Raw genomic sequence first — 23,599 nt, forward strand, 5'->3', positions numbered from 1 at the left:
ACTCAACATTGTTCATCCTTCCTATTTTATTTTGGTTTTTTCGTTAAGTTTTCATTATACATAGAAGCAATAACTTGCTGTGTTTTATATCGATACAACTCTGAATAGACTGTTTCTGACGGTTCTATCGTAACCATATACTCTGTTAACCCTACTAAATAGGCAAATCGTTTATTCGCACTTACTAGTATATTAATACTCGCTGACCAACTTGCTATCAATACTTTAGCGGCATCCATCATCTTTTTCTCAACACACTCAAAGGAGGAAATCACAAGAAATAGTTTTCTTCCCTCTTGCTTATTTGAAATTAGATGTTTCCTCGTCTTTTTTAAAGCTGCAATACATTCAGTAGCATTCTTGAATTCATTAAAATCAACATGAGCTACTAATGTATTATCATCTTGCAACATATCCATTAGCTTTTTTTGAAACACTATACTTTCAATCTTATCCCCTACAACAAGGCAACCTGTCGGATGCTTAGGTTTACTTTTTAGGATATGTGCAATCTTCTTAATATATCTTGCACGATATTCATTTTCCATATTTATTACTCCTTTTGGTTCAGCTTCATTTAGCTGTTCCGGCCTATCTATATAATAATTACTATTTGATCTGTTTAATTCTACACAAAATTTTTCTAATGCTTTAAACCCATAAAATAAACGGTCTATTATTTCTACGATTACCAATGCGAGAAGAAGATTCTCCATTCATAAAAGTGGCATTTTGCTTCGCTACGCCCTCGCGTTAAAGGAATGCGTATACCGTTATGCGCTCAAGATACTACATCTTTCCATATCTGTCATGGCGCTATATCCCAATGTATAGCCCTTTAAATAGTCTGTAGCCCTTAAACTCACAATCCTTCTTGGTTCAAAGAATCTTTTGGGTAATTACTGGTATTCAGATCCCCTACAAAGAACTGCAAATCGTATGACATACAAATAGACCACCACCTAGTGCTTTATTTCAAGCTGCTATCTTTCAAGCAGTACATTTGACCCTCAGGGTTTTTTCGTGTAAAACTTCTTCTATCTTCCCACGAAATGGAGTGGCAAACAGTGGACGTGGCACTCCCCCAGCAACTATATCAAATTTTCAAAGAACGCTAGAAACCTAAATCCATAAATTGATAAATCATTAGAACTTTAATTGTTTTGGTTGGTATTTAATCTGCTCTAACTCTTTATTTACCCTATCCATTCATTAAATTTAGTTTTCACCTTTATGCATTTGTATTTCATGCACAATTAAATCGATCAAATATTGTATTACTTGCTTGTTTTTTTCACAAATTTCACTTGCATTAACTTAGCTCCAGCATTGGACTTCTTAGCAATTACAACACCATAACTATTTCTAGCTAACTTTATGTATCTAAACATATGAGTTACTGGTACTTCACGCTTTTGTACCTGATCGTACAGATTACCGTTATCTAAAACAATATAATCTTTACCTTGAAAAGTACTTACTGAATGAGCTTTCCCAATCAAAGTACTAGCATCCATTTCATCCAATACCCTTAAACTATGTTTCTTTTTATCAAATTCTTTTGCACGCATTAACATTCTCTCCTATCCTCTTAATGTGACAGTATGATTTTCTCAGAATCAACTATCCGAATTTCAACAAGTTCATTCAACTCAACCTACATCACATAAAATCAAACAAAAGTTAAGGTGAGCGTATATAAAATTTTCAACTAATGGATCTCTTTCGGTTACAAAAACAAAAAAAGGCGTAGACCAATGTTTTAGTCTACGCCTTTTTCTTCGTAACCGAAGAACCACTTTAAAGAAAGATAACAATAGCAAAATCAATAATAAATGGCATAAATTAACACCACTCTTCTCTTGTATAAATACACAAAAAAGTATAATATTATTGATGTTGCATATTCATTATGCTTCAATAAGTGGGCACGCTCTTAAAACAGGTTAAGTGTTTTTTGAGATTGAGAATAATTGGAGTTGGCGCTCTTTTTATTTTCAGCCCATTTACTATGTACTTGTTTGTAGTTCACATTTTAGATTGTCAGCCGAAAAGACCTGCTAAACAATCTTTCAAAACAAGATTACACCGTTTGTGACTATCTAGTCAATCTATTATTTCTCAGAAATTGCTACATATAACCAAAAATAGTGTTACATATCTTGAAAAATCCTTAGTTATCAGCACATCAGATGACAGGGATTTTTTTTTGAAGTTTTAAAAATCATTTCACTTATCCAAATAATATACATTATCAAAACACCAAACGTTTGTTCTTATTTTAACATGGAATTTGTTATTTGTTAACATGAAAACGGAAATATATTGAGATACTGATATGATTATTAAGAAAATACCAAATATAAATTAAATACTGTTTCGCCACACATAATATTTTACCTACGGATCTCTATAAAGATTCAAAATCGGGTGTTTTTGCCCTAATTCCCCCTTTTCGGGGATTAGGGCAAAAACACCCATAAAGAAAAGACACCCTAAGGTGCCTTCCTCCGACTTGAACCACTTTAATTTTAATAATATGTATTGGATCAGGTTAAAAAGTTTCCTCAATAAGTTTACGGACTGTTAACCGTCTGTTTTGTTTTCCATCACGTTTGAAGTTTATGCCAATGCTTCCCTTCTGATTGGTTGGCAGTTTAAGCATTTTACCTTCATAGATACAATTCGCTATGTCTATAAATGCAAGACGTTAGACACGACCCCATGTTGAAATTTCCAAAGGTAACTCGGGATGTTTACGCCAAATTTCCGGTTCTTGAGTAGTTATGAAATATTGCTTTTGTGATTCGTCAATTTCGCGTTCGTGCTCTGGAGTGTTAAGAAATGGAATTAATAAGTTTATTACTTTATAAGCTTCATCTTTTGTAAGGGATTGCATATGTGTTTCACCTTTAATGGACATATTACTTTACTACCTTATCCATAACCTCTTTATATTTATTAAACTCTTCATCTTTCATATCACCATTCATTTGTACAAGGAAATTACCTTTAGCGTATGTATGTGAGAACAGCATTGGAGCAGAGTTACTTAAATCATCATAGTATTTCTTAGCTTTCTCTAAATCTTCTTTCTTACTAAATTCAAACACACGGCCGCCTTTATCCTCACCTAATTTAGGAGTAAGGATACGTTTCCCGTCTTTACGCATATTACCGAATTCCTTTTGAGGTAGATCCGTAGCATTTTCAGCCTCTAATCCTGCTTTCTTGAACTCGTTAATAAGTGAAGTTGTAGTAACCGGTTCAGGCTTTTTCGCTTCTTGTTTCGGTTTAGAATCGTTTGAAGTGCTAGCTTTCTCGTTTGAACCACAAGCAGCTAATCCCATAAGTAATGCGCTGCAAGCTAACGCTGTAAGTAATTTTCGTTTCATGAATGGTACCTCCGGTATGTATTAGTTATTTCAATTGATCACGAATTACTTTTAAAAGAGCGTCGATATTATAATCTGGAATATTACTGATAGACCTCTTTTTCGTACCTAACATTTTTTTAATTTCAAAGTAAATAATACCTGTACCATTAGATGAACCAAATAAACCCGGAATAATATCGAAGTCTACGCTCTTGATATCCTTGTATTTTATAACTTCCGCTTCAGCTCCTCCGAAAAATCCACCTTTCATCATTACGAAATATAGGTTATGTTCTCCAACGACAATAAATCCAGTTTTCGTTAATTTTGTGGAAGCACCTTCAAAGAAATGAATAGCTTCTTTAGGTTTCATAACTTTCTTTAAAGCCTTAAAAGCATACTGATAATATGTACGTTCAGTTTTTGGGAATTCTTTTGATATTTCAACCATTTCAGTAAGTGTAACCGGGTATTCGATAACGCCAAATCGTTCATCGATCTTAGTATATTTTGGATTAGCCATATTATATCCCCTTTTAAAATGTAAGATTTCCACCCAAGCATAACAAAACAATTTGCACCTTCTTGTCGTATTTTGTCGAATGGAAATAAAAAAGAGAGCGTTTGCTCTCACTTTTAATGAATGGAAATTAGAGACGCTTCAATTATGTATCGATCTGGGGCGTCTCCTATATAATCAAAAGGATAACAAGTTGTTAATGTTAATGTTGGTTCGCTTTTTTCTACAATAACTGTTCGATCTTCTGAATCCGTTATCCAATGCTTATTAATGTTATATGTATATTTTTTATTTTCATATTCTACGATAAGCTGATCATTTTCCTTTAGCTGGTCAAGTTCGGTAAAAACAGTATCTCTATGTCCACTTAAAACTGTATGCCCACTTCCAGATGGCGTGGTAGTTAAGTCACTAACAAACATACCTACACCTTTTTTTAGAACCTTATCATCAGCTCCCCAATATACTGAGTATTTCTTTTGTATTTTAGGGACAATTAAATATGCAACTTTATCACCTAATTGATGGTTTACTTCTGAAGCAGGCATCTGTACAAGTTCTTCCTGTGGTACAGGTGTCATAGTCTCAGTTTGATTGGTGTTTGTTGTTTCATTTTCTTTAGTAGGTGTGGTAGTCTCATATTGATTTACCTCGTTAGCTGTTAAAGATTTTGCTGATTGTTTAGCACCATACCATTCTAGAAAATAATAGGAGAAGATAGTAAGTCCAATGACAAATAAACATAAGCCTACCCATTGTTTTTTCTTCATTTTGTATCACTCCATTTGAAAACGACAGGATTTCTCCTGCCGTTTTAAGGAATTATTTTATGCGTTTGTTTTTTTACGACGGAACATTAATACAGATCCAGCTAATGCTAAACCTAAGCTTGCTAACATCATTGTCATGCTATTAGAAGCTGTGTTAGGTAATTTTTCACCTTGTTTTTTAGTCTCTTTTTTCACATTTGTATTAGTGTTTTTCTTTGTTTCTTTTACAGCTGTTTGTGGCTTAGTTTGTTCTTGCTTATTATTTGTTGCTTGGTTGTTTTGTTTTGAATTCTCTTGTTTTACAGGTTCTTGTTTAGTATTTTCCTGCTTAGTTTGTTCTTGAGCTTTGTTTTCATCATTTTTAGTAGTTTGCTTACTAGCTAAAAATTGATCGTAGTCTCCTTTTTTCACTTCGCAAGGTAAACCGTCATTGTCACGATCTAAGTCATGAGGATCGTTAGTTGCGCTATATCCATTACTGTGCCAGAACTCCATAACTTCTTGTTTATTTTTGAAATGACCGCAATTTTTGTCGTTTGGATTTTTTTCTGCAAATGCAGAAGAACTGTACCCAACTGTTAATAGTGTGAATGCTGTTGCTGAAGCTAATAGTTTTTTCATGAATTTCTCCCTCTTCCCAAATGATATGTAGTTACATTGAAATATTTTACATTCAAAAAAAATTAAAAATAAAGTAATAATTTGTTGATAAATGTAAGATTTCAACACAATAATAACAAATTTCACATTTGTATATTGTCATATTTTGTCGAACGAAAATAAAAAAAGAGAGCCTAAGCTCTCAATGGGGTACCGCCACATGCCCATCAAGCTAACCAAGTAAATTACTAGATATGAAACGATCCTTGTTTCATATCTAGCAATTGATAGAAAAGTAGGCATACTAAAGAAGCCTATTAAAACGTGATTTTTTCGCTAGGCAGCTTGTCTATTCTTCACCGTCATTTTATACAAATCCCTAGAATATCAAAGACGGTCATCTTCTTATACCGATGACATTTACGACCGTTCTTTTTGAGCAGCAGATAAAGACGATGTAAAATTTTTAAAAGTTCTTCTGTGCCAACGGCTATCGCTTGAAACAGTAACGGAAAGTAATCTTTAATCATATAAATCGCTTTGTATTCACTCAGCTCCTGCTTTGTCTTTTCAAGCAGAAACTGTCGCATTTGAAACATCGTAGAAGAACAGAGGAGAATGCCGATGAGTTGTCCATATAAATGGCACTCTAGGCGTTCTCTTTTAATATTTTTACATTCATCAATTTCAAAGAATGACTTCCACGTTTTAAACAAAATTTCAATCTGCCAACGAAGTGAATATAATGAATGCACGTAGTTCGTCGGTACTTCTTCTAGCGACGTGTTCGTGATATATACATTCATGCCCATTAAACGTTTACTTTTATCCTTCATGACAATGCCTTTCTTCTTTTCACGTATCGCTTGGTTTTTCAGACGTGTTTGCGTTTGATCATCGGTTAAACGATGGATAATAACACGTGCTGGAAGTTTCTGATTTTGGCCAATGTATGCCTCGGGGATTTCTATCGTTTCACCAGGGATTAGACCAGACATCATTTGTGTCATATCAAGCTGGATGTATTCTGTCTGCTTTTTTAACGTACCATTTTTGAAGTATTCTGGTTCAGGGTTCTTGATATAAATGCGTGTATTCAACTTCAACCTCGAGATATAATAAGCCTTTTTATCATGAATGGTTTGTAAGTCTCCTAAATCGAAGTAACCAAGATCACGTAAACACAAATCGCCCGCTTCTACGGTTTCAAGGCAGATAGTACCGTATGTTTTATCATTATTCTTTCCTGGTCCAAGCTGCACGTTAAGAAATTGACCACTAAGTAAATCATATTCCAATTGGATTTTCACGCCTGCGGTATTACTACTCCCACCTGAACCTTGATAGTCAGTGGCGAAATGGTCAGGCAGTTGAAACACTGTCGCATCTAAAATACGGATACGATTGAAAGTAGAGATCACGTGTGCAGAAAGTGAGTGATTTGAACAGAGTTTTTGTGTGAGAAGAGAAGTAAAGACTTCTCGAAGAAATGCGACAGCTGCTGGGTTAAAACGTTGATTCAATCCTTCTGAGCTCATCAGTACCCCAGTTGAAGCTTCTAACTGACTGCACAATTGTGTAAGTGATGTGCTAGCGATTTCTTGACTGAGCCATACGCAAAGGGCAATGAGTTCGTTTGCTTGATACTTACTAGATCGCTGTACAAAACCAACTTGTTTAGCGATATCTTGTAGGACTATTGGAGATAAAAATTATTGTAGCTCTTGTGCGAAAAGATTCAGTTCATTTGAAATGATAGGATTCATTAAAAACGCCATCCTTTCTGTATATTTCTACAAAAAGAATAGCGTTCTTTTGATTATATGGATACAAATTTATCTTAGCTTGATAACGATGCACCAGAATCCCTTTTTAAATATTATCAACGATATTATTATTTTTCTTTTTTGAAGATGAATTAAAACTTTGTTGTTGTACAATAAGAATGAGGTGATACATAATGAAAAAAATGCTACAAAATGCGCTCAAAAAGTATGGTATCGTACATCTAGAGAAGCGCATGTTAGATACACTGGAACCAACGATTCAAATACACTTATGCCAAGAAGCTGATGAAAAAATAGCAGTGGGAACATCAAAATTCGGAGGTTTTCCTGATTTACCTGATGAATTAGAGATTCCAACCAAAAATGACATGCCTCTATATTTTATTGGACAACTGAATTTGGAGGAAGTGCAATCCTATCACGAAGGAAATCCATTACCTACGAAGGGCATGTTGTATTTCTTCTATGATGTAGAAGGAGAACCGTGGGGGTTTGATCCAAAAGATATTGGAGGACATCGTGTTCTGTACACAGAAAATATAGGAAATCTACAACGAAGAGAAATCACAACGGAAGTATTCCCTTCTTCATTAATTTCATTTGAAGAAACATGGACATTGGCAAAAGAAAAAATTGGAGAAACAGGTTTATCAGATGATGATGAATGGGATTTTTACGAAGAAATAGAAGAATCGTTTGTCAGGGAAGAGAACGATGGATTTCATCATTTACTTGGTTCAGCACAAGCTATACAATCAGAAGAAATGCCTGAAGATTGTCATATTGTTACAAACGGATTTTATTTAGGAAATGTGTATCCTTCAGATAAAGAGATAAAACGTTTACCTGGTAGCCCTCATGATTGGATGTTACTTTTACAAATTGATACCAATGATGAGTTGGAAATGTATTGGGGAGATTCTGGCAGACTATATTTTTGGATAAAAAAAGAAGACTTATTACAAAAAAACTTCGAAAATACTTGGTTAATTTTGCAATGTTGTTAAATTAAAAAACACCCATTATAGTAGTTTAGATAATGTAGAAAAACATAATAAATAGCCTAATCCTATCCATAATAAAAACAAGAAGGGATATATACACTCCCAAATAGCATGGTGATCCCACACCCATCAAGCTAAGAAAAACAAATATCCCAAAACAAAAAAATGAACTGAATTCTCATAGACAACTAACTGTGGAGTGATAATTTTTTTGTTTTGGGGGTACTCAAAATATTAGCTTGATGGGCATGGGGTACCGCCAGCATTTTGGAAAAAAACCACGCTAAGAGCATGCAAGATTTTATACAGTTTTTCGGCTAATCCAGTAACAAACGAGAACCCGAAAGCCCACACTATGATAGGAATGTATAAAAAATTGCATAGATTGATAAAAAGAGAAAAAGGCGAATCCCTTATGGAAGTAAGGGATTCGCCTTTTTCTTTGCTACCGATAATAGGACGTTATGTTAACTGGATGTGTATAGAATATACAAGAGGAACTCTTTCCTACTTACACGAATCTATTATAATAGAGAACGTCTTGATAATAAGGGGGGCATCACATATTTAAACAAATTTGGACATGGATAAAGGGAGAAATAATAGATCAAAATTTATAAATTGATTGAACATCTAAAAGGAGTATAAAGTATTTTGAGAAAAACTAAAATGAGAAACTATGTGAAATTATTTGTTCTTTACTTAATTATAATTCTAATATATTTCCTGTTATTTGATTACAGTAAAATATATATTAAGGCAAAAATAAATAACGAATTTTTATATCAATTATATTTATTAATAGGACGTATTAGTATGGGTTTGGGAATATATTTTATTCCAGATAAACTAGGTATTAAGATTAAATTCAAATTTAAATTTCTTATAGCAGTTATTGCAATGATAACTACTATAATTTTTCTTGATATAGTTGGTTTAATTGAATAACTTTGATAACTTCCTGTAACGATAATTATGTAAATAAGCTGTCCATATGGACAGCTTATTGTATGTTTTTGCTTAGCGTGTTTTTTTCCGAAATGCTGGTGGTACCCCATCGCTATCAAGCTAAAAAAAAGAAATGCCCCCTAAAATGAAAAAATACGCTATTCTTTCTGTAGAATCATAGGAAAGGATGGCGTTTTTTATGTCTGTTTCTGTGTCTAACGAATTACAACTATTTGCTCAAGAGATTCAAAGTGCCCTATCTCCAAATGCCTTACGAGATCTTGCTAGAGATGTTGGCTTTGTACAACGAACCAGTAAGTACCAAGCAAAAGATTTAGTCGCTTTATGTGTATGGGTGAGCCAAAATGTAGCTATGACTTCTTTAACTCAGTTATCTAGCTGTTTAGAAGCATCAACAGAAGTACTCATCAGCCCTGAGGGCTTGAATCAACGATTTAATAAAGCGGCTGTTCAATTTTTACAACACCTATTAGCTGAACTACTAAACCAAAAACTGACCTCATCTATGCCAATTTCTTATCCATATACTTCTGTTTTCAAGCGTATTCGTATTTTAGATTCAACTGCATTTCAACTTCCGGATATATTTTCATCAATTTATCCTGGTGCGGGAGGATGCAGCCATACAGCGGGAGTAAAGATACAGCTTGAGTATGATTTATTAAGTGGACAATTCCTTCATATTCATACAGGTCCAGGTAAACAACATGATCGAACCTACGGTTCCCTGTGTGCCCCAACTGTAACAGCGAATGATTTATGTATCCGAGATTTAGGTTATTTTCATTTGAAAGATCTTCAACATATACAAGATAAAAAGGCTTATTATATCTCACGTATCAAATCGAATACACGTATTTATCAAAAAAATCTAAACCCTGATTATTTTCAAGATGGCAGAATTAAGAAGGGTACAGAGTATATCCAAATAGATATGGAGGTTTTAATGAACTCTCTTCAGCCAGGACAAACATATGAAATATCCGACGCTTATGTAGGAATGACTGATAAAATCCCAACTCGTGTGATTGTTCATCGACTAACAAAAGAACAACAACAAAAACGATTACACGATCAAACGGTAAGAGAAAAAAAGAAAGGAATGAAGTATTCTGCTCGTAGTAAACGACTTAGCGGTATCAATGTATATATGACAAATACCCCTATAGATATTGTCCCGATGGGACAAGTACATGATTGGTATTCTTTACGTTGGCAAATCGAGATTTTATTTAAAACATGGAAATCATTCTTTCATATTCATCATTGTAAAAAGATAAAACGAGAACGATTGGAATGCCATTTGTAAGGGCAACTGATTGCCATTCTACTTTGTTCTTCTACCATGTTTCAAATGCGGCAATTACTTCTTATGAAAAAGAAACGAGAACTGAGTGAATATAAGGCCATATATATGATTAAAGATTACTTTTTTCTTCTTTTCCAATCGATACAAAAAGACACCCAAGAGCTATCAAAGGTGTTACTTCGCCTGTTCAACCTCCTACAGCAAAACGGGAGAAAATCTCATCGATATGAGAAGAAAACAGTCTTTGATATATTAGGTGTCATTTACAATTGTACCATGCTTGATAATCAAGCGGCTTAAATCAAAAAATTGAAACCCATTAGGGTTTATTTCGTATGCAAATCTTTAAATTCCCTACACGTAGCTTTTTAAAAAAATAAACAACTTCTACTATAATTAACGTTGTATGGGCTTAGCTTGATAGCGATGTGACGGGACCCCATAAAACAATAATCCCATTATTGATCTACTTTTCTCAATCTCTTTTTCAATTGCTTATTCTCCACATACAAATTCGCTTTTGTATCAAATTGAGCATGTTTTATATATGCATAAGCTTGCTTTAAAACTGTAGCCTGGCTGCCTTTCTTTTCATCAATCATTAATAAAATCCAATACTTTTCCTCATCAAGTACAACACCTGATAACTCTTTCCCATTCTTAAACACTACAGTAATTGTATCCCCTACTGAAAATGTGAATTCTGTAGGCTTAGAATAACCCTTGTCTTTCATCTCAGTGATATAAAAATCATTTACTAATAATCCAGGTTCATGTTTCTTATGTCTTACATAATTCACTGCATGCTTCATAACAGTAAAATGAGTACCTTTTTCTGACCTAACATACAAATAAAAAGCACTTTCCGATAGCAAATTCGCTTTTAACCTTTTACCATCCCTAAAAGTACAAATAATCTTCTCCCCAATATTGAAAATAAAGCTCGTACTTACATCATCTGTATCCTTTTTAGGGGACCGATCCTCTACAGTTGGAAATTCAGCATGCTTAATATATTCAACTTCTCCAAGATTAACCGTTACCTGGTATATTTCACCCTCGTTCTCCACATCAACCACTAAATAAAACTGTTCAATACTTGTGATAATCCCCTTAATTAAACCCTCAGTATCAAATAACTTAATCGATACTTCAGATCCCCTCATAAATACAAAAGAATGTCTGTAACGCCCTTTCGTATCACGATCTATAGAATAATTTTTACTCATAAAACCACCACCAAATATGTAGTGTACGCAATAATTTCACGTACCTTAATGTCTATATAACAACTATATAGATCCCCTATAACCTAAAGAATAGCAGCATAGCGTTATGTTGTTCCAGGGATACGTATCAAAGATATAATTATGTATTGGCAGAGTGGACAGTTAGGTTCTAACCAGCTGGCAATCCTTCGAATATGCCGTCTTGCGCTTGGTTTTCTGTCATAGCGCTATGTTTTTTTACTTGCTGTAGGATGTTACCCATCTGAGGGACTAACTCTTTTAAATAGCTTACATAACTGTCTCTCTTTCTACCTTTTTCCTGCATTGCAAACGAAATTAACATGCCAATTGTCGATAATCCTGTTTTTGCTGTTTTCCCTTTTCCTTCAACTGTTTTGTGGATTTTATTACTCTTCTTCAAAACAGTATTTAGTGTGCTTCTAGGGATGCTAAGAGCTTCGCATAGTTCTAACTGTGTAAAGTATAACACAGGTTTATTCTTTGAATTCATCGATAAAAAGGCGATAATATCAGCTTCCCATTCATGCCAATGAGAACGAACACGATCTTCACGTTGTTTTTTATGTTTTTTCCAAAATGCTGCTGGCGATCTAAATGCACTTGCTTGTCCAGTAGTTGCATATGTTTGAAGTAAACGATCAATATAATCTTTATGAGCAGCCTGGTATTTCCCTGAATAAGCAGACATAACAATCCCTCTTACTTCGCTATGTTCTAGAGGTTGTTCCAGGTTACTATTAAACTGATCCATCATATCTAACGTAGATTTAATACTTACTTCACTTTGGAAACACGCTAAAGAAAGGGTGAAAATAGCATTGTTTCGCCCTGCTTTCGTTTGCTTTGGTGCTACATTTGTACAATTGATGACTTGTTTGAACCATAATTCATCAATTTGTTTTGGTTGCTCCACAGGAGCGTTTTTAGAAAAAGGACTCTCAATTACATTGCTCTTTCCTGGAATCGCAAAGAACTCTTTGCCTTTATTGTCGTCCTGTCTCTTACTCCACTCTTGTAGCTCTTTGAATGAATACACATTTTCTTCAAAGAACATAAGAAGATTTTCTTCTGAAGGCATTCTAAAGAAACCAAAGTGATTGCATGCTAAGTCCACTTGTGGCAAGTTCCTAGCAAACATTTCTCTTAGATTTTGAGAAATACGTTTTGCTGATTTAATAGAAATATAGTTCTTGTTATTTGTTACATATGCTGCTTTATCTAACACATAATACACTTGATACCCTTTTGTTGTTTTAAGAATCATTGTAGGGACACCAAATCCTTCATTTAACGTAACATCGATAATTGCAGTCATAGGGAATGACTGTGTATCAATATCAATTACAAAGCAATTAATCTGCTGAAGGTTTTTTTCAGTATGGCCAACAATCGTACGAAGACCATTCTCGCTATATGTACCATAATTAAATACATTCGGTGTCCAGTGAGAAGCTTGTCCGACATGATCCAGTACAGCTTCTTCAGATGCTAATACTACACCACGAGTTCCAAAGGGTGCGCTTAAATCTTCTTTTTTACGAGTGATAAAAATAGAACCTTTTTTATTCTTCTTTCCATTCAACACTTTTTGTTCGAATGGTTCTTGTGCGCTAATTACACGTAAACCAGCGTTAGAATTTTTAGGCTTATATTTTCGTAAGCCTTTATGTAGTATCAGTTCAATTGCTTTTTGTACTGTATTCATGTCGGGTCTCCTTTCTACTAGATTTTTAACAACAAAAAAAGGTGAGCAGTTTTAACACTGCTCACCTTTGAAATCCCTAAAATAGTATACAAAAACAGAAAAAATTACCTACTTAAACATACCAGAAAACATACTTAAATAGGGCTTTCTATCTTTACAAACTAACTCTAATTAACTATACTGAATAAGAGATATTTTATATCCCAAACAACATAGCTAATTAGAACGGAAGGGATTTACATACTGGTTCTGCAGTGTGTAAATTGAATATAAGTTGGAGCAACAACTTATATTCAACCGGAGTAACGTTATTGAGAAGTAACCTTACTCTTTCTGTCAAGTTGAGACCTGAGAAATCTCGATTAGACAGCCGTTCTTTTTTTATTTGTTTTATGTGTATATATCCGATAAATTCTTACGAATTTTTTATGTATATTATCAAACTAAATCGTATTGTGTTGAGAAACTTGTTGTCTATAACGTTACAACAAGTTATTTTGTTTGTAAACAAAGAATTTAAGCACAACTTCTTCCATTTACACATGTGTACTTGTGTAAATGTGCACTTGTGTAAAGTCTATTATTTTCATTTTATTTCTATCTCTAGAAACGAAATCCACCGCCATAAATTTACACATGTGTAAATTTACACATGTGTACTCGTGTAAATTATATCATGCTACTTCCCTATCAAACTCTCATTATATCAGTGATATTTTCCGATTTGTTCACTTGTGTAAATGTGTACTTGTGTAAATGTGTAAAGTCGTCTTGATTTATTTTTATATTGTTTATATAATGTAAGTAAGGTTATTTTACACATGTGAACTTGTGTAAATGTGCAAATGTGTAAAATCATAAAAAGTTTTTTTGGAGGGATACATATGAAATTAAAAAAACCGTTAACTATTACTGTAGCAAACAGTAAAGGTGGCGTTGGTAAATCTACTATTGTAAGACACCTATCTTATCATTTAGCTTTAAAAGGATATAAAGTACTAACAGTTGATATGGACCCGCAGGCAAATACAACTAAAACAATGATCTTAACGAGAAAAAGAATTAATGATGAATACTTTGCTTTTGACAAAACATTAATGAGAGCTGTACAAGATGGTAGTTTAGAAGGTATGCAACTAAATATTATGGAGAATTTAGATTTACTTCCCTCTCATAGTGACTTTGAAAACTTCGAGGGGCTATTAACATCAAAATTTGGACATGCAGAAACATCTGATCCTAACTATCATCAAGTAGAATCAAATAAAATTAATTACTTCAGACATCTATTAGAACCTTTAAAACAAAATTATGACTTTGTTATCATTGATAGCCCACCAACAGCATCGTACTACACAAAAAGTTCTGCAATGGCAAGTGATTATGTACTCGTTGCATTCCAAACACAAAGTGACAGTTTGGATGGTGCTAATGATTACATCACTCGATTCTTAACAAAATTAGTAGTGGAATTTAATGCTCAACTTGACGTTATCGGCATACTACCAAATCAATTACACAGCACTGGTAAAATAGATGCAACGGTATTACAAGATGCGAAAAATATTTTTGGAGAAAATAATTTATTTAAAAACTTAATACCTTATGCGAAAAGAATCCAAAGTATTCCACGTATTGGTTTAAATAAAGATCAATATTGGGACAAGAAGTTATTTAATGAAGTCTTTGAGCCATTTACGGATGAATTTTTAGAACGAATTGAAAAAATGGAGGAATAGAGAAATGAATAAAGAATTAGGTTTTTTCGGAAACAAAGGCAAGGAGGATGCTGGAAAAAAGGGACAAAAAAATAACGGACTTGATATTAACTATAAACCTGATATCCCCCCGACTACACCTTATGATCCAAATGTGCCAGTAAGAGCAACACTAGTAAACGGTGATAAGCGTGGGACAATACGAATGCCTTTAGAAACAAAACAAGAATTTGATGCACTACTTGAAATTTCGGAATACCAATACACTTATGAATTACTTGGTGAAATGCTTGATACGTGGATGAAAAAATTAACTCCTGAACAACTTAGATTATTTCATTCATCACTAGAAAACATAAAACGTAAAGCTGCTATTAAAGAAGCTAAGAAATCAAAATAACCACAACATGTGTAAATGTGTAATTGTGGACTTTTACACATTTACACATGTTTAGTCTGAAAAATAATTTGAACCTAACAACCAATCGCTTAGATAAGGCATTCCTGTATTTTTTATTCTATTATTTGTGTAAATGTGTAAAAACACCACTCTATTAAGGAAGTGATAACCATGAGAACCCTCGGTATTATAGGTTTAGTTATAATAGGATTAGTATTTTTCAACGTAATTTCTCTACATACAATCGGTACGCTGGCTCTCTTAATTTTCTTTATAATAGCAATCGGAATTGGTGCATACGCCTTATATTATATCGCCCTTAGTTTCTTTGCACTATTCACTTCTATCATTGGGATTATCATGTTCATTTGCTTAATTACTTACGGTTTAACAGTTTTGTTTTAAGAATTGATACCATGAGGAGGAATAATGACTACAGATAAGGCCCCTTCTTTAATTTGCGCATGTAAAAAATTACAGAGGATAGACTATTACAAAATACCTTTCATCGTACAACAAAATATCTCAATAATCTCATTGAGCAAGATTATCGACACGTGAAGCACCGTTTCGCTCGTTCCTTAGGATTTCAAAGTCTTCGTCATGCCTCACGTACGATAAAAGGGATAGAAACGCTTCATGCCATATACAAACAAAGACAAAGTCTTCAATCAGACTCCGTCTTTTCGGCGTATAACAAATTACAGAATTTATTAACGGTATCATAAAGTTTGACCACAATCCTCCCCTGTCTCTATGTGTAAAAAAACTTTACAACAGAACCTGTTGGGATAACAACTCTAGATGACAGTATGCTTTTCACGGTATTGTCTAGGAGTCATACCTGTTATTTTTTTGAATACCTTTGTAAAGTAACTTTGGTCGTTAAAGTTAAGCCAACTACAAATATCTGATAATGAATATGTCGTTAATGTTAATAGTTTTTTTGCTTCTTCTACTCGTTCCCGTTGAATATGTTCACTTATAAGGCTTCCTACTTCTTTTTTAAATAATCTAGATAAATATGCAGGGTTAATATCCAAAAGATTAGCGAGATCATTGAGAGATATTTCGTCATAAATACTTTTATTAATATGATTTAGGCATGTAGTAATTGTATGGGAATACTTTTGAATATTGTATTCTTTAACGCGTTCTGCAAAAGTGCATAACGCATCTTCTATTAATCTATTTACAGCGTACATGTTATCTAGTTTCTCAATAGTTTGGATGTATAAAGTGCTTAGCGAAAAAGCAATATCTGACGGAAGGTTCCCATCTATTGCATATCGAGTAGCTAGGGTAATCGCTATAATGCCATTATTTTTTTGGTTTCTGAGTTGATCTCCTTTTGATACTATCCCCGCGTCTTCTTGTGGGAATGAATACGCATATTTTATTACTTGTTCTGTATTTCCTTCTTTGATTGCTGAAAAAAATTTGCGCTCCAATGATATATCATAATTTCCAGAATTATTTTGACGACGTTTTGAAATATACAAATCAGGGTTTATTATTTTATAGGAAACTTCCTCTAGTAATTTATTTTTTTTCCAAACAATATCTACATCTAGCTTTTCTTTGAAAATCATGTAATGAATTAAAATACCTATGTCAATTAAAGTGATCTTTTTAATCTCAGGTAGTAATTGATAGTAGGATAATCCTTTTTGTGTTTTATCAACCGAGTTAAATCTTCTCATAAGCTTAATTCCCATTTCGTCTGATACCTTTGGATAGGTAGTGGGACCAATTATAATAGTTCCTTTTATATCGTTATGATTTGTTATATGAATTAGGACGAAATTCTCAAGATAACTGTTACCTCTGAAAAGTGGAAAGTTATTGAGATCATTTTCTTGATAAAGCTCACTAAGATGTTCTTCATTAGAAGAATAAAAGGGACTACAAATATCATTAGAAGTAGAATGATATAGGATTTTTTTATCTGTAGATAAAAATTGAACAGGTACATTAAACATTTTGTGTATGAGATCACACAAGTATTGTAAGTCAATGGAATTATTCATTATCTTCTCCTCTTACTTAGATTATACGATAAATCCTCACAAAGTTAATGCATAGATTCATAGAATAGTTTTCATTAGTTACCATATTCCTGAAAACATTACTATAAAATATCAATAATGTACAATTTACGTAAAAATATTACCTTATTTTTTATATGGAGATAAATTTGATATTCATATTTTTGGGAGGCATTTAACTTATGAAGTAACTGGATGAGAAGTGATTTATCCAAATCAAGCAAAAGATTTTATAAAAACCATTATATATACAGTGATGGGGATTTTAGTGCTTTTTATTGGGTTTACTAAGGGGCAGATAAATAATATACCTTTAGCAAATGGCTATCAACCTAAATAGTTATAAATTTTCCTTTGATAATACTATCAAATAAAAGTGAAACTGAAATTAAAAAATATTAAACAGGTAGATTAAACATCTAATGTATGAGGCCATATAAGTATTGTATGTCAATAGAATTATTCATTATCTTCTTCTTTAAATTAGATTGAATACTAAGTTTTCACACAATTAACGTGTGGATTCATATAATAAATTTCGTTGAGAGCAATTTCCCTGAAATAATAATTTTAAATGACAAAAAAATACAAATTACAACAAAATTCCACCATATTTTTTCGTGGGAATCACATATTATTTGGTAATTAGTATCTAAATATAGAAAAAGAAATTTGTAGCATAGGTATTTAATTTAATTCTAGGAGAATAAGCTTCATGCGAAATGAAAAAGAATTGTTAAAGCAATGGAAAGCAGATTTGCATGCAATTAAAGAGGAAAAGAAAATAAAAAAAAGGAAAAAGAAAAATAGTAAAAAATATGCGATTCCCGGTAGTACAGCAAACTTTATGAATAGCAAAAATGTATTTTATAAAAAGAACGGGGTTTGGAGACAAAGTAATCATACCCAATGAAATATGTTTTGATTGAAAGGCCATTTCCATAATGTATGAAGAAAAGGAAATACATAAAGGCTTTTCCGATTTATTATTAAATAATTTAGTAAATATTTTTGTTTATTCATTTAATAGTGTTGAAAAACATGTAAATATACTAAAATAGATCCATAAAAAAATCCGTTTTCCTGGAAGAATGATTGTACTCATGATTTTTTCAAAAAGGGTGGATTTACTCGTATGATTTCCATAGGGTAAATATGCTAATGGAAAATGGATAAATCAGGAATATGGAGAATTTTTATGATCTTGTAGAGAACAATTTTCATTTTATAAAGCGGTATTTAAGACCTGAATTGAATAAGGGTGAAATGTATGGGAGAGAAAATGACAAATTTAACTAGGAACTTATATATATTAAATTAATACAATTTTTGTGAAAATATTACCATAAATTAATTAAGAAAACTGTTATCCTTGTTTAATATTGTAATGATCAATTTTTAGTAAAATTTAAATAATTTAGGAGAAAATGTGAAAATGACTATTTATGAAAAAAATGCAGAAATTTTAAAAGTAATATCACATCCAATTCGAATTAAAGTTATAGAAGAACTGGTTAAAAGAGGGGAATGCAGTGTAAATCAAATAGTGGATATCTTAGGAATTCCCCAGTCTACTACATCCCAACATTTAGCAAAAATGAAAGCTCAAAAAATGGTTAAATGTAGGCAAAAAGGATTAGAAAATTATTATAGTGCCTCAGATAAAAATATAAATACTATTGTAGAGATACTACTAGGTAAAAAGTTGTTTTAATGCAAAGTGGGCATTTATTTTAAAGAAGATAAAAGGTTGGATAAGTACCTAATATTTAGATATTGGGAGTGTTTAAGAAAACAGCTAAAATAATTGTGAGGCAATTGGGAAGCGTTAGTAATGAAGAAGAAATCCAGGAAACAGATCTGATTCCTTACCCTATCCAACATCTATTCCAACAGAAATATAGCGCTATGATAGAACAGATAAACCGGGAGCAACAAAGAAATCTTTTGGAAATAGAGCGAAGACCAGGGGATCGCATAGATCCAAGGAATAAGTTGATTGAAGAAAGTGCGAGGGAGCAAAGGGAACGTGAGGAAAGAATTGAAAAAAGGTCAGAACAAAGAGACGAAAATCTTATGAATGTTATTAGAGAAATGCAGGAAACGAAACGGGCTATTATGTCGGCTCAGGAAGAAGTAGCAGCTGCTAGAGAAAAGAGAAAAGCTTGGTGAAAGTTTTGGGTCTAGCTAGAGGATTGGTTGGAATGAGGGGTTATATGAAATTAAAAATATAGAAATATCGTTTCGGCACAGTCAAAAGGTTTTTGATAAACTAAACACATAAAGTTCTTTGATAACTTGATATATAAGGTTGCAGGAAGAAAACAAAGTACAAAAACCAAGCCGTTTGGTTCCTGCGTAAAATATCAATCGTAAAAAAGAACGTCTAAACGTTGGACATCTAGGAGTGGAATAACCCGAAGTAACGATCAGGGAGACGAAAGTTTGCTTTCGTCGTGGAGCTGAGAAGCCCCCACTTCAAAATTCGTTAGAATTTAGGTGGGGGGTAGTTCACAATATGGAATGTTTCTGTCGAAATAGTTTTGGTGTATAGCCAGTGTTTTTTTTGAATACCCTTGTAAAATAACTTTGATCAGCAAAGTTAAGCAAACTATAGATATCTGTTAGGGAAAGTGCAGTTAGAGCTAAGAGTCTTTTTGCCTCTTCTATTTTCTCTTGTTGTATATATATACTTAAAGAGACCCCTACTTCTTTTTTAAACAATGTAGATAGATAGTTAGGGTGCATATGAATATGATCGGCAAGATCTTTGAGCGATATTTCTTGATAAAGATTTCTAGTAATATAGTTTTGGCAAGCGAGAATAGTTTGAGAATATTTTTTTGTTCTATATTCATTTACATAATCTGCATAAGCGCATAAAACTTCCTCTAATAGTCTATTAATATCTTTTAAGTTATTTAACTTGTCTAAACTTTGTATATATAAGTCACTCAGCGCGTAAGCAATTTTTGAAGGAAGACCTCCTTCAATGGCATATCTACAAGCTAAAGTAATCATAGAGATGGAAAAATATTTTCTATTTCTCACCTCACTGGTTAATGATAAAATTCCAAATGTACTTTGGTCTAATGCGCAATAATGCTTTAGCATCTCTTTTTTATCTCCATTTTCAATCCACTTAAAAAACTTCTTTTCCGTTGCAAAATCATGATGAATAAAACTATTCTCTTGACGCATTGAAACATACAAATCATAGTCAGTGTTTTCAAAGAGGTTGTTTTTTTGCTGAACAGTAGTTACATCTAATTTTTTTTTATAGATGAGATAATACAGTAAGACACTTATATGAATCAAAGTTAAATTCTTTATTATTGGAAGTGAATCGTAATAATTTCGAACCTCTTCTTTATTTATAATTAAATTACTATCGTTTATTATTCCTCCAATTTGCGTTGGAAGTAATTCTGAACCTGTAGAGGGTCCTACAATAAAAGTTCCATCTTTGCAGCCCTTACTTCTAGTATGGATAATAATGAAATTTTCATAATACTCATTACTTTTAATGATTGGAAAGTTTTGAGGAATATTATCGTTAAACAATTCATTTAACTGAACCTCTTTGGAAGCAAGGAAAGGACTAAACATATTTTTAGATGAACATTCGTATACAATATTTTTATCTTTATCTAGAAAACGAATGGGTATTTTAAAGGTTTGATAGATTAAATGACAGGTATATCTTATATCAATTGAATTAATATACTGTAACATACTACTCACTCCATAAATTTACAATTTAATGCATACTGCTTAACAATGCTATATAAATCCAGTTTAATTTTTCAATATATATGTGCTACTATGTAACAAAAAACTGAACTGCAAGCACTTTTTTCCCCTTTGTTTTAACTCTTGCATACAGCGAAAAAAAACGCTGGTTACCTCTATGCATCGTTAGGTACTACTGCCTACCTAAAAAAAGAGAAATATGTTTTTTGAAATTTATATTTATATAGTTTAATAAATGTTCATTAAATATATTTTTTGAAATATATTAATTTCTAAGAGATAATCAAATACATATTTTTAATAACCATTTATACACGTTTAGAAATCTATTCGAAAGGCCGTTTCTTCTTTGTATTTACACAAAAACATTTTAAACTTCCGCCTTACCTCACTCTTATATTAGTTAGCTATTAATTGCTAAAGAAAATACTATATGTTTTTCTCCAAAAAATATGGTGATATTTTGACATTAATTGTACTTATTATAAAAATTTATCAATAAATAAAGGTCGTCATACTTGCCCACCAAGAAAAATTTGGGTTTCTATTCCATTCCTGTTTTACATTACGATAATGTTCTATTTTGCATAGTGATGTCGATGCTTTAAAGACACTATCTATTTGCCAACATAAAGCATAATTCATCGTGTAATTATTTCTCTTTTTAACACCTTAAGATTCTTCTATAAATATTAAGTTGTCTTATGTTAAAGTACATATGAGCAATTGGCACGAATTACACTTATTGTGTTAATTTTCATCTTAAGGGCAGAGAATATCCTCTTATCATCATTTGTTTCAAACATTTCTGGTTGCAATCTATTATAGATTGCAAAAAATGCTAGCCTCATTTGAGGCTAGCATTTTTCACGACAACTCACTTTTTCTTTCTATTCTCCAAGTACGAAATACCACGGAAGCAAGTCGTTGTTGTATCGAAGACGTTTGCGTCTAGTCAACTATGTTCAAATTGTGGTCATCAAAACAAAGACGTTAAAAATCTAAAACTTCGTGAGTGGGATTGTCCTTCTTGTGGCACAAATCACGATAGAGATGTTAACGCAGGACTAAATCTTAGAAACGAAGCCATAAGACTTCTAACCGTAGGAACTACAGGGATAGCCTAGGTCTCCGTACTTAGAAATCTCCTACTTCAAACAGTCCGTGAGGATGTTAAGTGGCGAGTAGTTCAAATAAAAGATTTAACAGCAAAGAAAGAACAACTTAGAGCAATGAATCAAAGGATAAAGAAGCACTACGATAAGGAAATGATGGCTGGAACACTTAATCAAAGAAATAGATCCAAATTAAACCGACTAATTCACAGATAGAACAAAACATACGAGAAGATCTTGTTATCTGATACAGCCGGTATTATGAGGTATAAAGATGTTGATAACAATTCATGTGTCACAAGAAATCTAACTATTGAATATTGTAATCATTCCTATTTTCGAAAGCTTAATATCATTCTATAAACCTTAATATCATTCTATAAGCCTTAATTTTTCCTATGTTAAACTACAGATGCAGCTTTAACATGAATATACTTCTTTAAACCGTTATGCTTGAAATAATCACATTTGTATTCGTAATGTTATAACTTGTGTAAGTGTTTGATTAGAAAACCGTGATCTTATCAAACAACAGGAAAAGCCATGTTACTCTAACTTTATAGGGTATGAAGTGACCCTATAAAGTTAGATAGATTGTTCCATTAAGCAAAACTAAAAGGCATGGGCCCGCTATTATACCGGACTCATGCCTTTTAGTTTTGCCTTGATTCTTTTGTGATTTATTTTGTGTCCGCAATTGGTAAATTCATCACGAATACGGCGGTAACTATAACGGCCTTCATGTTCGTCATAAATCGATTGAATCAACGTTTTCAGCTCTCCATCTGGATTAGGTCGATTGAAGTGTTTCACCCAATAATAATACGTACTACGTGGAATGGCTGCGAGCAATAGAAGTGCCTTCACCAGGAATTCAAGCCTTAATTCATAGACTACTTGCTTTGAAATAAAGTTTGACCAAAAATCTCACACAACTCCTTATTTTACGGCACATAAACCGAATCCACTTTGAAAAAAGATTAATCAAAATGGATTCGGTTCTTTTCGAATGAACATTCCATTTTATAAAAAGGCTTGATTAAAACTCACATAGAATCCATTAATTGAAAAGGAATAAAGCGGTTCATTTTTTTGCAAGCGGTATAACTTTATTATAAATGGTACATCTTTTTTATAAGCGGTACGACTCTATTTCAAATCCACACCATTTTTACTGTCAACTGGTTCTATTTTTTACACTAATAGTACTTTTCTTGTATTTTAACCTCTAATCAGCTTTCGTAATCCCCTGATTTTAGATGTTATAAATCAAG

Annotated in this window: 20 protein-coding genes and 4 pseudogenes; 11 read left to right on the forward strand and 13 right to left on the reverse strand. The window is 32.7% G+C overall.

The features are described 5' to 3' along the window. Positions 1 to 26 precede the first annotated feature (26 nt). The 8 genes and pseudogenes from SB773_RS25155 to SB773_RS25190 all read right to left on the reverse strand — a co-directional run bounded on the left by SB773_RS25155 (position 27) and on the right by SB773_RS25190 (position 6,967). Entirely contained in the window at positions 27 to 716 is a 690-nt protein-coding gene (locus SB773_RS25155; protein WP_410592825.1) for a hypothetical protein, read from the reverse strand. 561 nt (positions 717 to 1,277) lie between these two features. Beyond that, complete coding sequence (locus SB773_RS25160; RefSeq protein ID WP_410592827.1) at positions 1,278 to 1,571, reverse strand: hypothetical protein; 294 nt, start codon at positions 1,569 to 1,571, stop codon at positions 1,278 to 1,280. Positions 1,572 to 2,710: 1,139 nt separating this feature from the next. Beyond that, positions 2,711 to 2,923 (reverse strand): hypothetical protein, encoded by a 213-nt coding sequence (locus SB773_RS25165; protein WP_410592829.1) that lies wholly within the window; start codon positions 2,921 to 2,923, stop codon positions 2,711 to 2,713. Between the two features lies 1 nt (position 2,924). Continuing rightward, positions 2,925 to 3,395, reverse strand: a complete 471-nt coding sequence (locus SB773_RS25170; RefSeq protein WP_410592831.1) for a stress protein — start codon at positions 3,393 to 3,395, stop codon at positions 2,925 to 2,927. A gap of 25 nt (positions 3,396 to 3,420) precedes the next feature. Continuing rightward, positions 3,421 to 3,900, reverse strand: a complete 480-nt coding sequence (locus tag SB773_RS25175; RefSeq protein WP_410592833.1) for a PH domain-containing protein — start codon at positions 3,898 to 3,900, stop codon at positions 3,421 to 3,423. A gap of 113 nt (positions 3,901 to 4,013) precedes the next feature. Then, on the reverse strand, positions 4,014 to 4,667 hold the full coding sequence (locus SB773_RS25180) for a class D sortase (RefSeq protein ID WP_410592835.1): 654 nt from the start codon (positions 4,665 to 4,667) through the stop codon (positions 4,014 to 4,016). A 57-nt stretch (positions 4,668 to 4,724) separates the two neighbouring features. Continuing rightward, the gene (locus SB773_RS25185; protein ID WP_410592837.1) at positions 4,725 to 5,288 is read right to left on the reverse strand and encodes an excalibur calcium-binding domain-containing protein; all 564 of its coding nucleotides are present in this window, start codon (positions 5,286 to 5,288) and stop codon (positions 4,725 to 4,727) included. Between the two features lie 315 nt (positions 5,289 to 5,603). Beyond that, positions 5,604 to 6,967: pseudogene (locus tag SB773_RS25190) on the reverse strand (IS4 family transposase). A 260-nt stretch (positions 6,968 to 7,227) separates the two neighbouring features. Here SB773_RS25190 and SB773_RS25195 point away from each other — a divergent pair. The 3 genes and pseudogenes from SB773_RS25195 (at position 7,228) to SB773_RS25205 (ending at position 10,636) form a co-directional block, all read left to right on the forward strand. After that, the gene (locus tag SB773_RS25195; protein WP_410592839.1) at positions 7,228 to 8,061 is read left to right on the forward strand and encodes a YwqG family protein; all 834 of its coding nucleotides are present in this window, start codon (positions 7,228 to 7,230) and stop codon (positions 8,059 to 8,061) included. Between the two features lie 651 nt (positions 8,062 to 8,712). After that, positions 8,713 to 9,006, forward strand: coding sequence for a hypothetical protein (locus tag SB773_RS25200; RefSeq protein WP_410592841.1), 294 nt, complete (start codon positions 8,713 to 8,715; stop codon positions 9,004 to 9,006). Positions 9,007 to 9,205: 199 nt separating this feature from the next. Next, a pseudogene (locus tag SB773_RS25205) lies at positions 9,206 to 10,636 on the forward strand (IS4 family transposase). A 158-nt stretch (positions 10,637 to 10,794) separates the two neighbouring features. On the opposite strand, the gene SB773_RS25210 reads toward SB773_RS25205, so the two are convergent. Beyond that, entirely contained in the window at positions 10,795 to 11,565 is a 771-nt protein-coding gene (locus SB773_RS25210) for a hypothetical protein (RefSeq protein ID WP_410592843.1), read from the reverse strand. Positions 11,566 to 11,734: 169 nt separating this feature from the next. Next, entirely contained in the window at positions 11,735 to 13,291 is a 1,557-nt protein-coding gene (gene repS, locus SB773_RS25215) for a replication initiation protein RepS (RefSeq protein WP_410592845.1), read from the reverse strand. An 884-nt stretch (positions 13,292 to 14,175) separates the two neighbouring features. Between repS and SB773_RS25220 the strand changes: the two genes are divergently transcribed. From SB773_RS25220 to SB773_RS25235, 4 genes and pseudogenes are all read left to right on the forward strand, one after another. After that, a complete protein-coding gene (locus SB773_RS25220; RefSeq protein ID WP_410592847.1) occupies positions 14,176 to 15,030 on the forward strand; it encodes a ParA family protein in 855 nt (284 codons plus the stop codon). Positions 15,031 to 15,034: 4 nt separating this feature from the next. After that, a complete protein-coding gene (locus SB773_RS25225) occupies positions 15,035 to 15,409 on the forward strand; it encodes a hypothetical protein (RefSeq protein WP_410592849.1) in 375 nt (124 codons plus the stop codon). 171 nt (positions 15,410 to 15,580) lie between these two features. After that, positions 15,581 to 15,814: a hypothetical protein gene (locus SB773_RS25230; protein ID WP_410592851.1), complete on the forward strand. Its 234-nt coding sequence runs from the start codon at positions 15,581 to 15,583 to the stop codon at positions 15,812 to 15,814. Between the two features lie 21 nt (positions 15,815 to 15,835). After that, a pseudogene (locus SB773_RS25235) lies at positions 15,836 to 16,137 on the forward strand (DDE-type integrase/transposase/recombinase); the annotation flags it as partial. 72 nt (positions 16,138 to 16,209) lie between these two features. Here the strand turns inward: SB773_RS25235 and SB773_RS25240 are convergent. Then, a complete protein-coding gene (locus SB773_RS25240) occupies positions 16,210 to 17,439 on the reverse strand; it encodes a helix-turn-helix domain-containing protein (protein ID WP_410592853.1) in 1,230 nt (409 codons plus the stop codon). Positions 17,440 to 18,172: 733 nt separating this feature from the next. Between SB773_RS25240 and SB773_RS25245 the strand changes: the two genes are divergently transcribed. The 3 genes from SB773_RS25245 to SB773_RS25255 all read left to right on the forward strand — a co-directional run bounded on the left by SB773_RS25245 (position 18,173) and on the right by SB773_RS25255 (position 19,629). Next, positions 18,173 to 18,370 (forward strand): hypothetical protein, encoded by a 198-nt coding sequence (locus SB773_RS25245; RefSeq protein ID WP_410592855.1) that lies wholly within the window; start codon positions 18,173 to 18,175, stop codon positions 18,368 to 18,370. A 522-nt stretch (positions 18,371 to 18,892) separates the two neighbouring features. After that, positions 18,893 to 19,171 carry an ArsR/SmtB family transcription factor gene (locus tag SB773_RS25250; protein ID WP_410592857.1) on the forward strand — a complete coding sequence of 93 codons (279 nt, stop codon included), beginning with the start codon at positions 18,893 to 18,895 and terminating at the stop codon, positions 19,169 to 19,171. 68 nt (positions 19,172 to 19,239) lie between these two features. Then, positions 19,240 to 19,629, forward strand: a complete 390-nt coding sequence (locus SB773_RS25255) for a DUF3967 domain-containing protein (protein ID WP_410592859.1) — start codon at positions 19,240 to 19,242, stop codon at positions 19,627 to 19,629. A 339-nt stretch (positions 19,630 to 19,968) separates the two neighbouring features. Here the strand turns inward: SB773_RS25255 and SB773_RS25260 are convergent, their stop codons facing one another. Then, positions 19,969 to 21,192: an AraC family transcriptional regulator gene (locus SB773_RS25260; RefSeq protein ID WP_410592861.1), complete on the reverse strand. Its 1,224-nt coding sequence runs from the start codon at positions 21,190 to 21,192 to the stop codon at positions 19,969 to 19,971. Positions 21,193 to 22,061: 869 nt separating this feature from the next. Between SB773_RS25260 and SB773_RS25265 the strand changes: the two genes are divergently transcribed. Further along, on the forward strand, positions 22,062 to 22,337 hold the full coding sequence (locus SB773_RS25265) for a zinc ribbon domain-containing protein (RefSeq protein WP_486304298.1): 276 nt from the start codon (positions 22,062 to 22,064) through the stop codon (positions 22,335 to 22,337). A gap of 639 nt (positions 22,338 to 22,976) precedes the next feature. On the opposite strand, the pseudogene SB773_RS25270 reads toward SB773_RS25265, so the two are convergent. Further along, positions 22,977 to 23,225: pseudogene (locus tag SB773_RS25270) on the reverse strand (IS3 family transposase); the annotation flags it as partial. Positions 23,226 to 23,599 lie beyond the last annotated feature (374 nt).

It is taken from the genome of Bacillus sp. SIMBA_074 (assembly GCF_046534555.1).
In the GTDB taxonomy this organism is placed as follows: Bacteria; Bacillota; Bacilli; order Bacillales; family Bacillaceae_G; genus Bacillus_A; species Bacillus_A mycoides.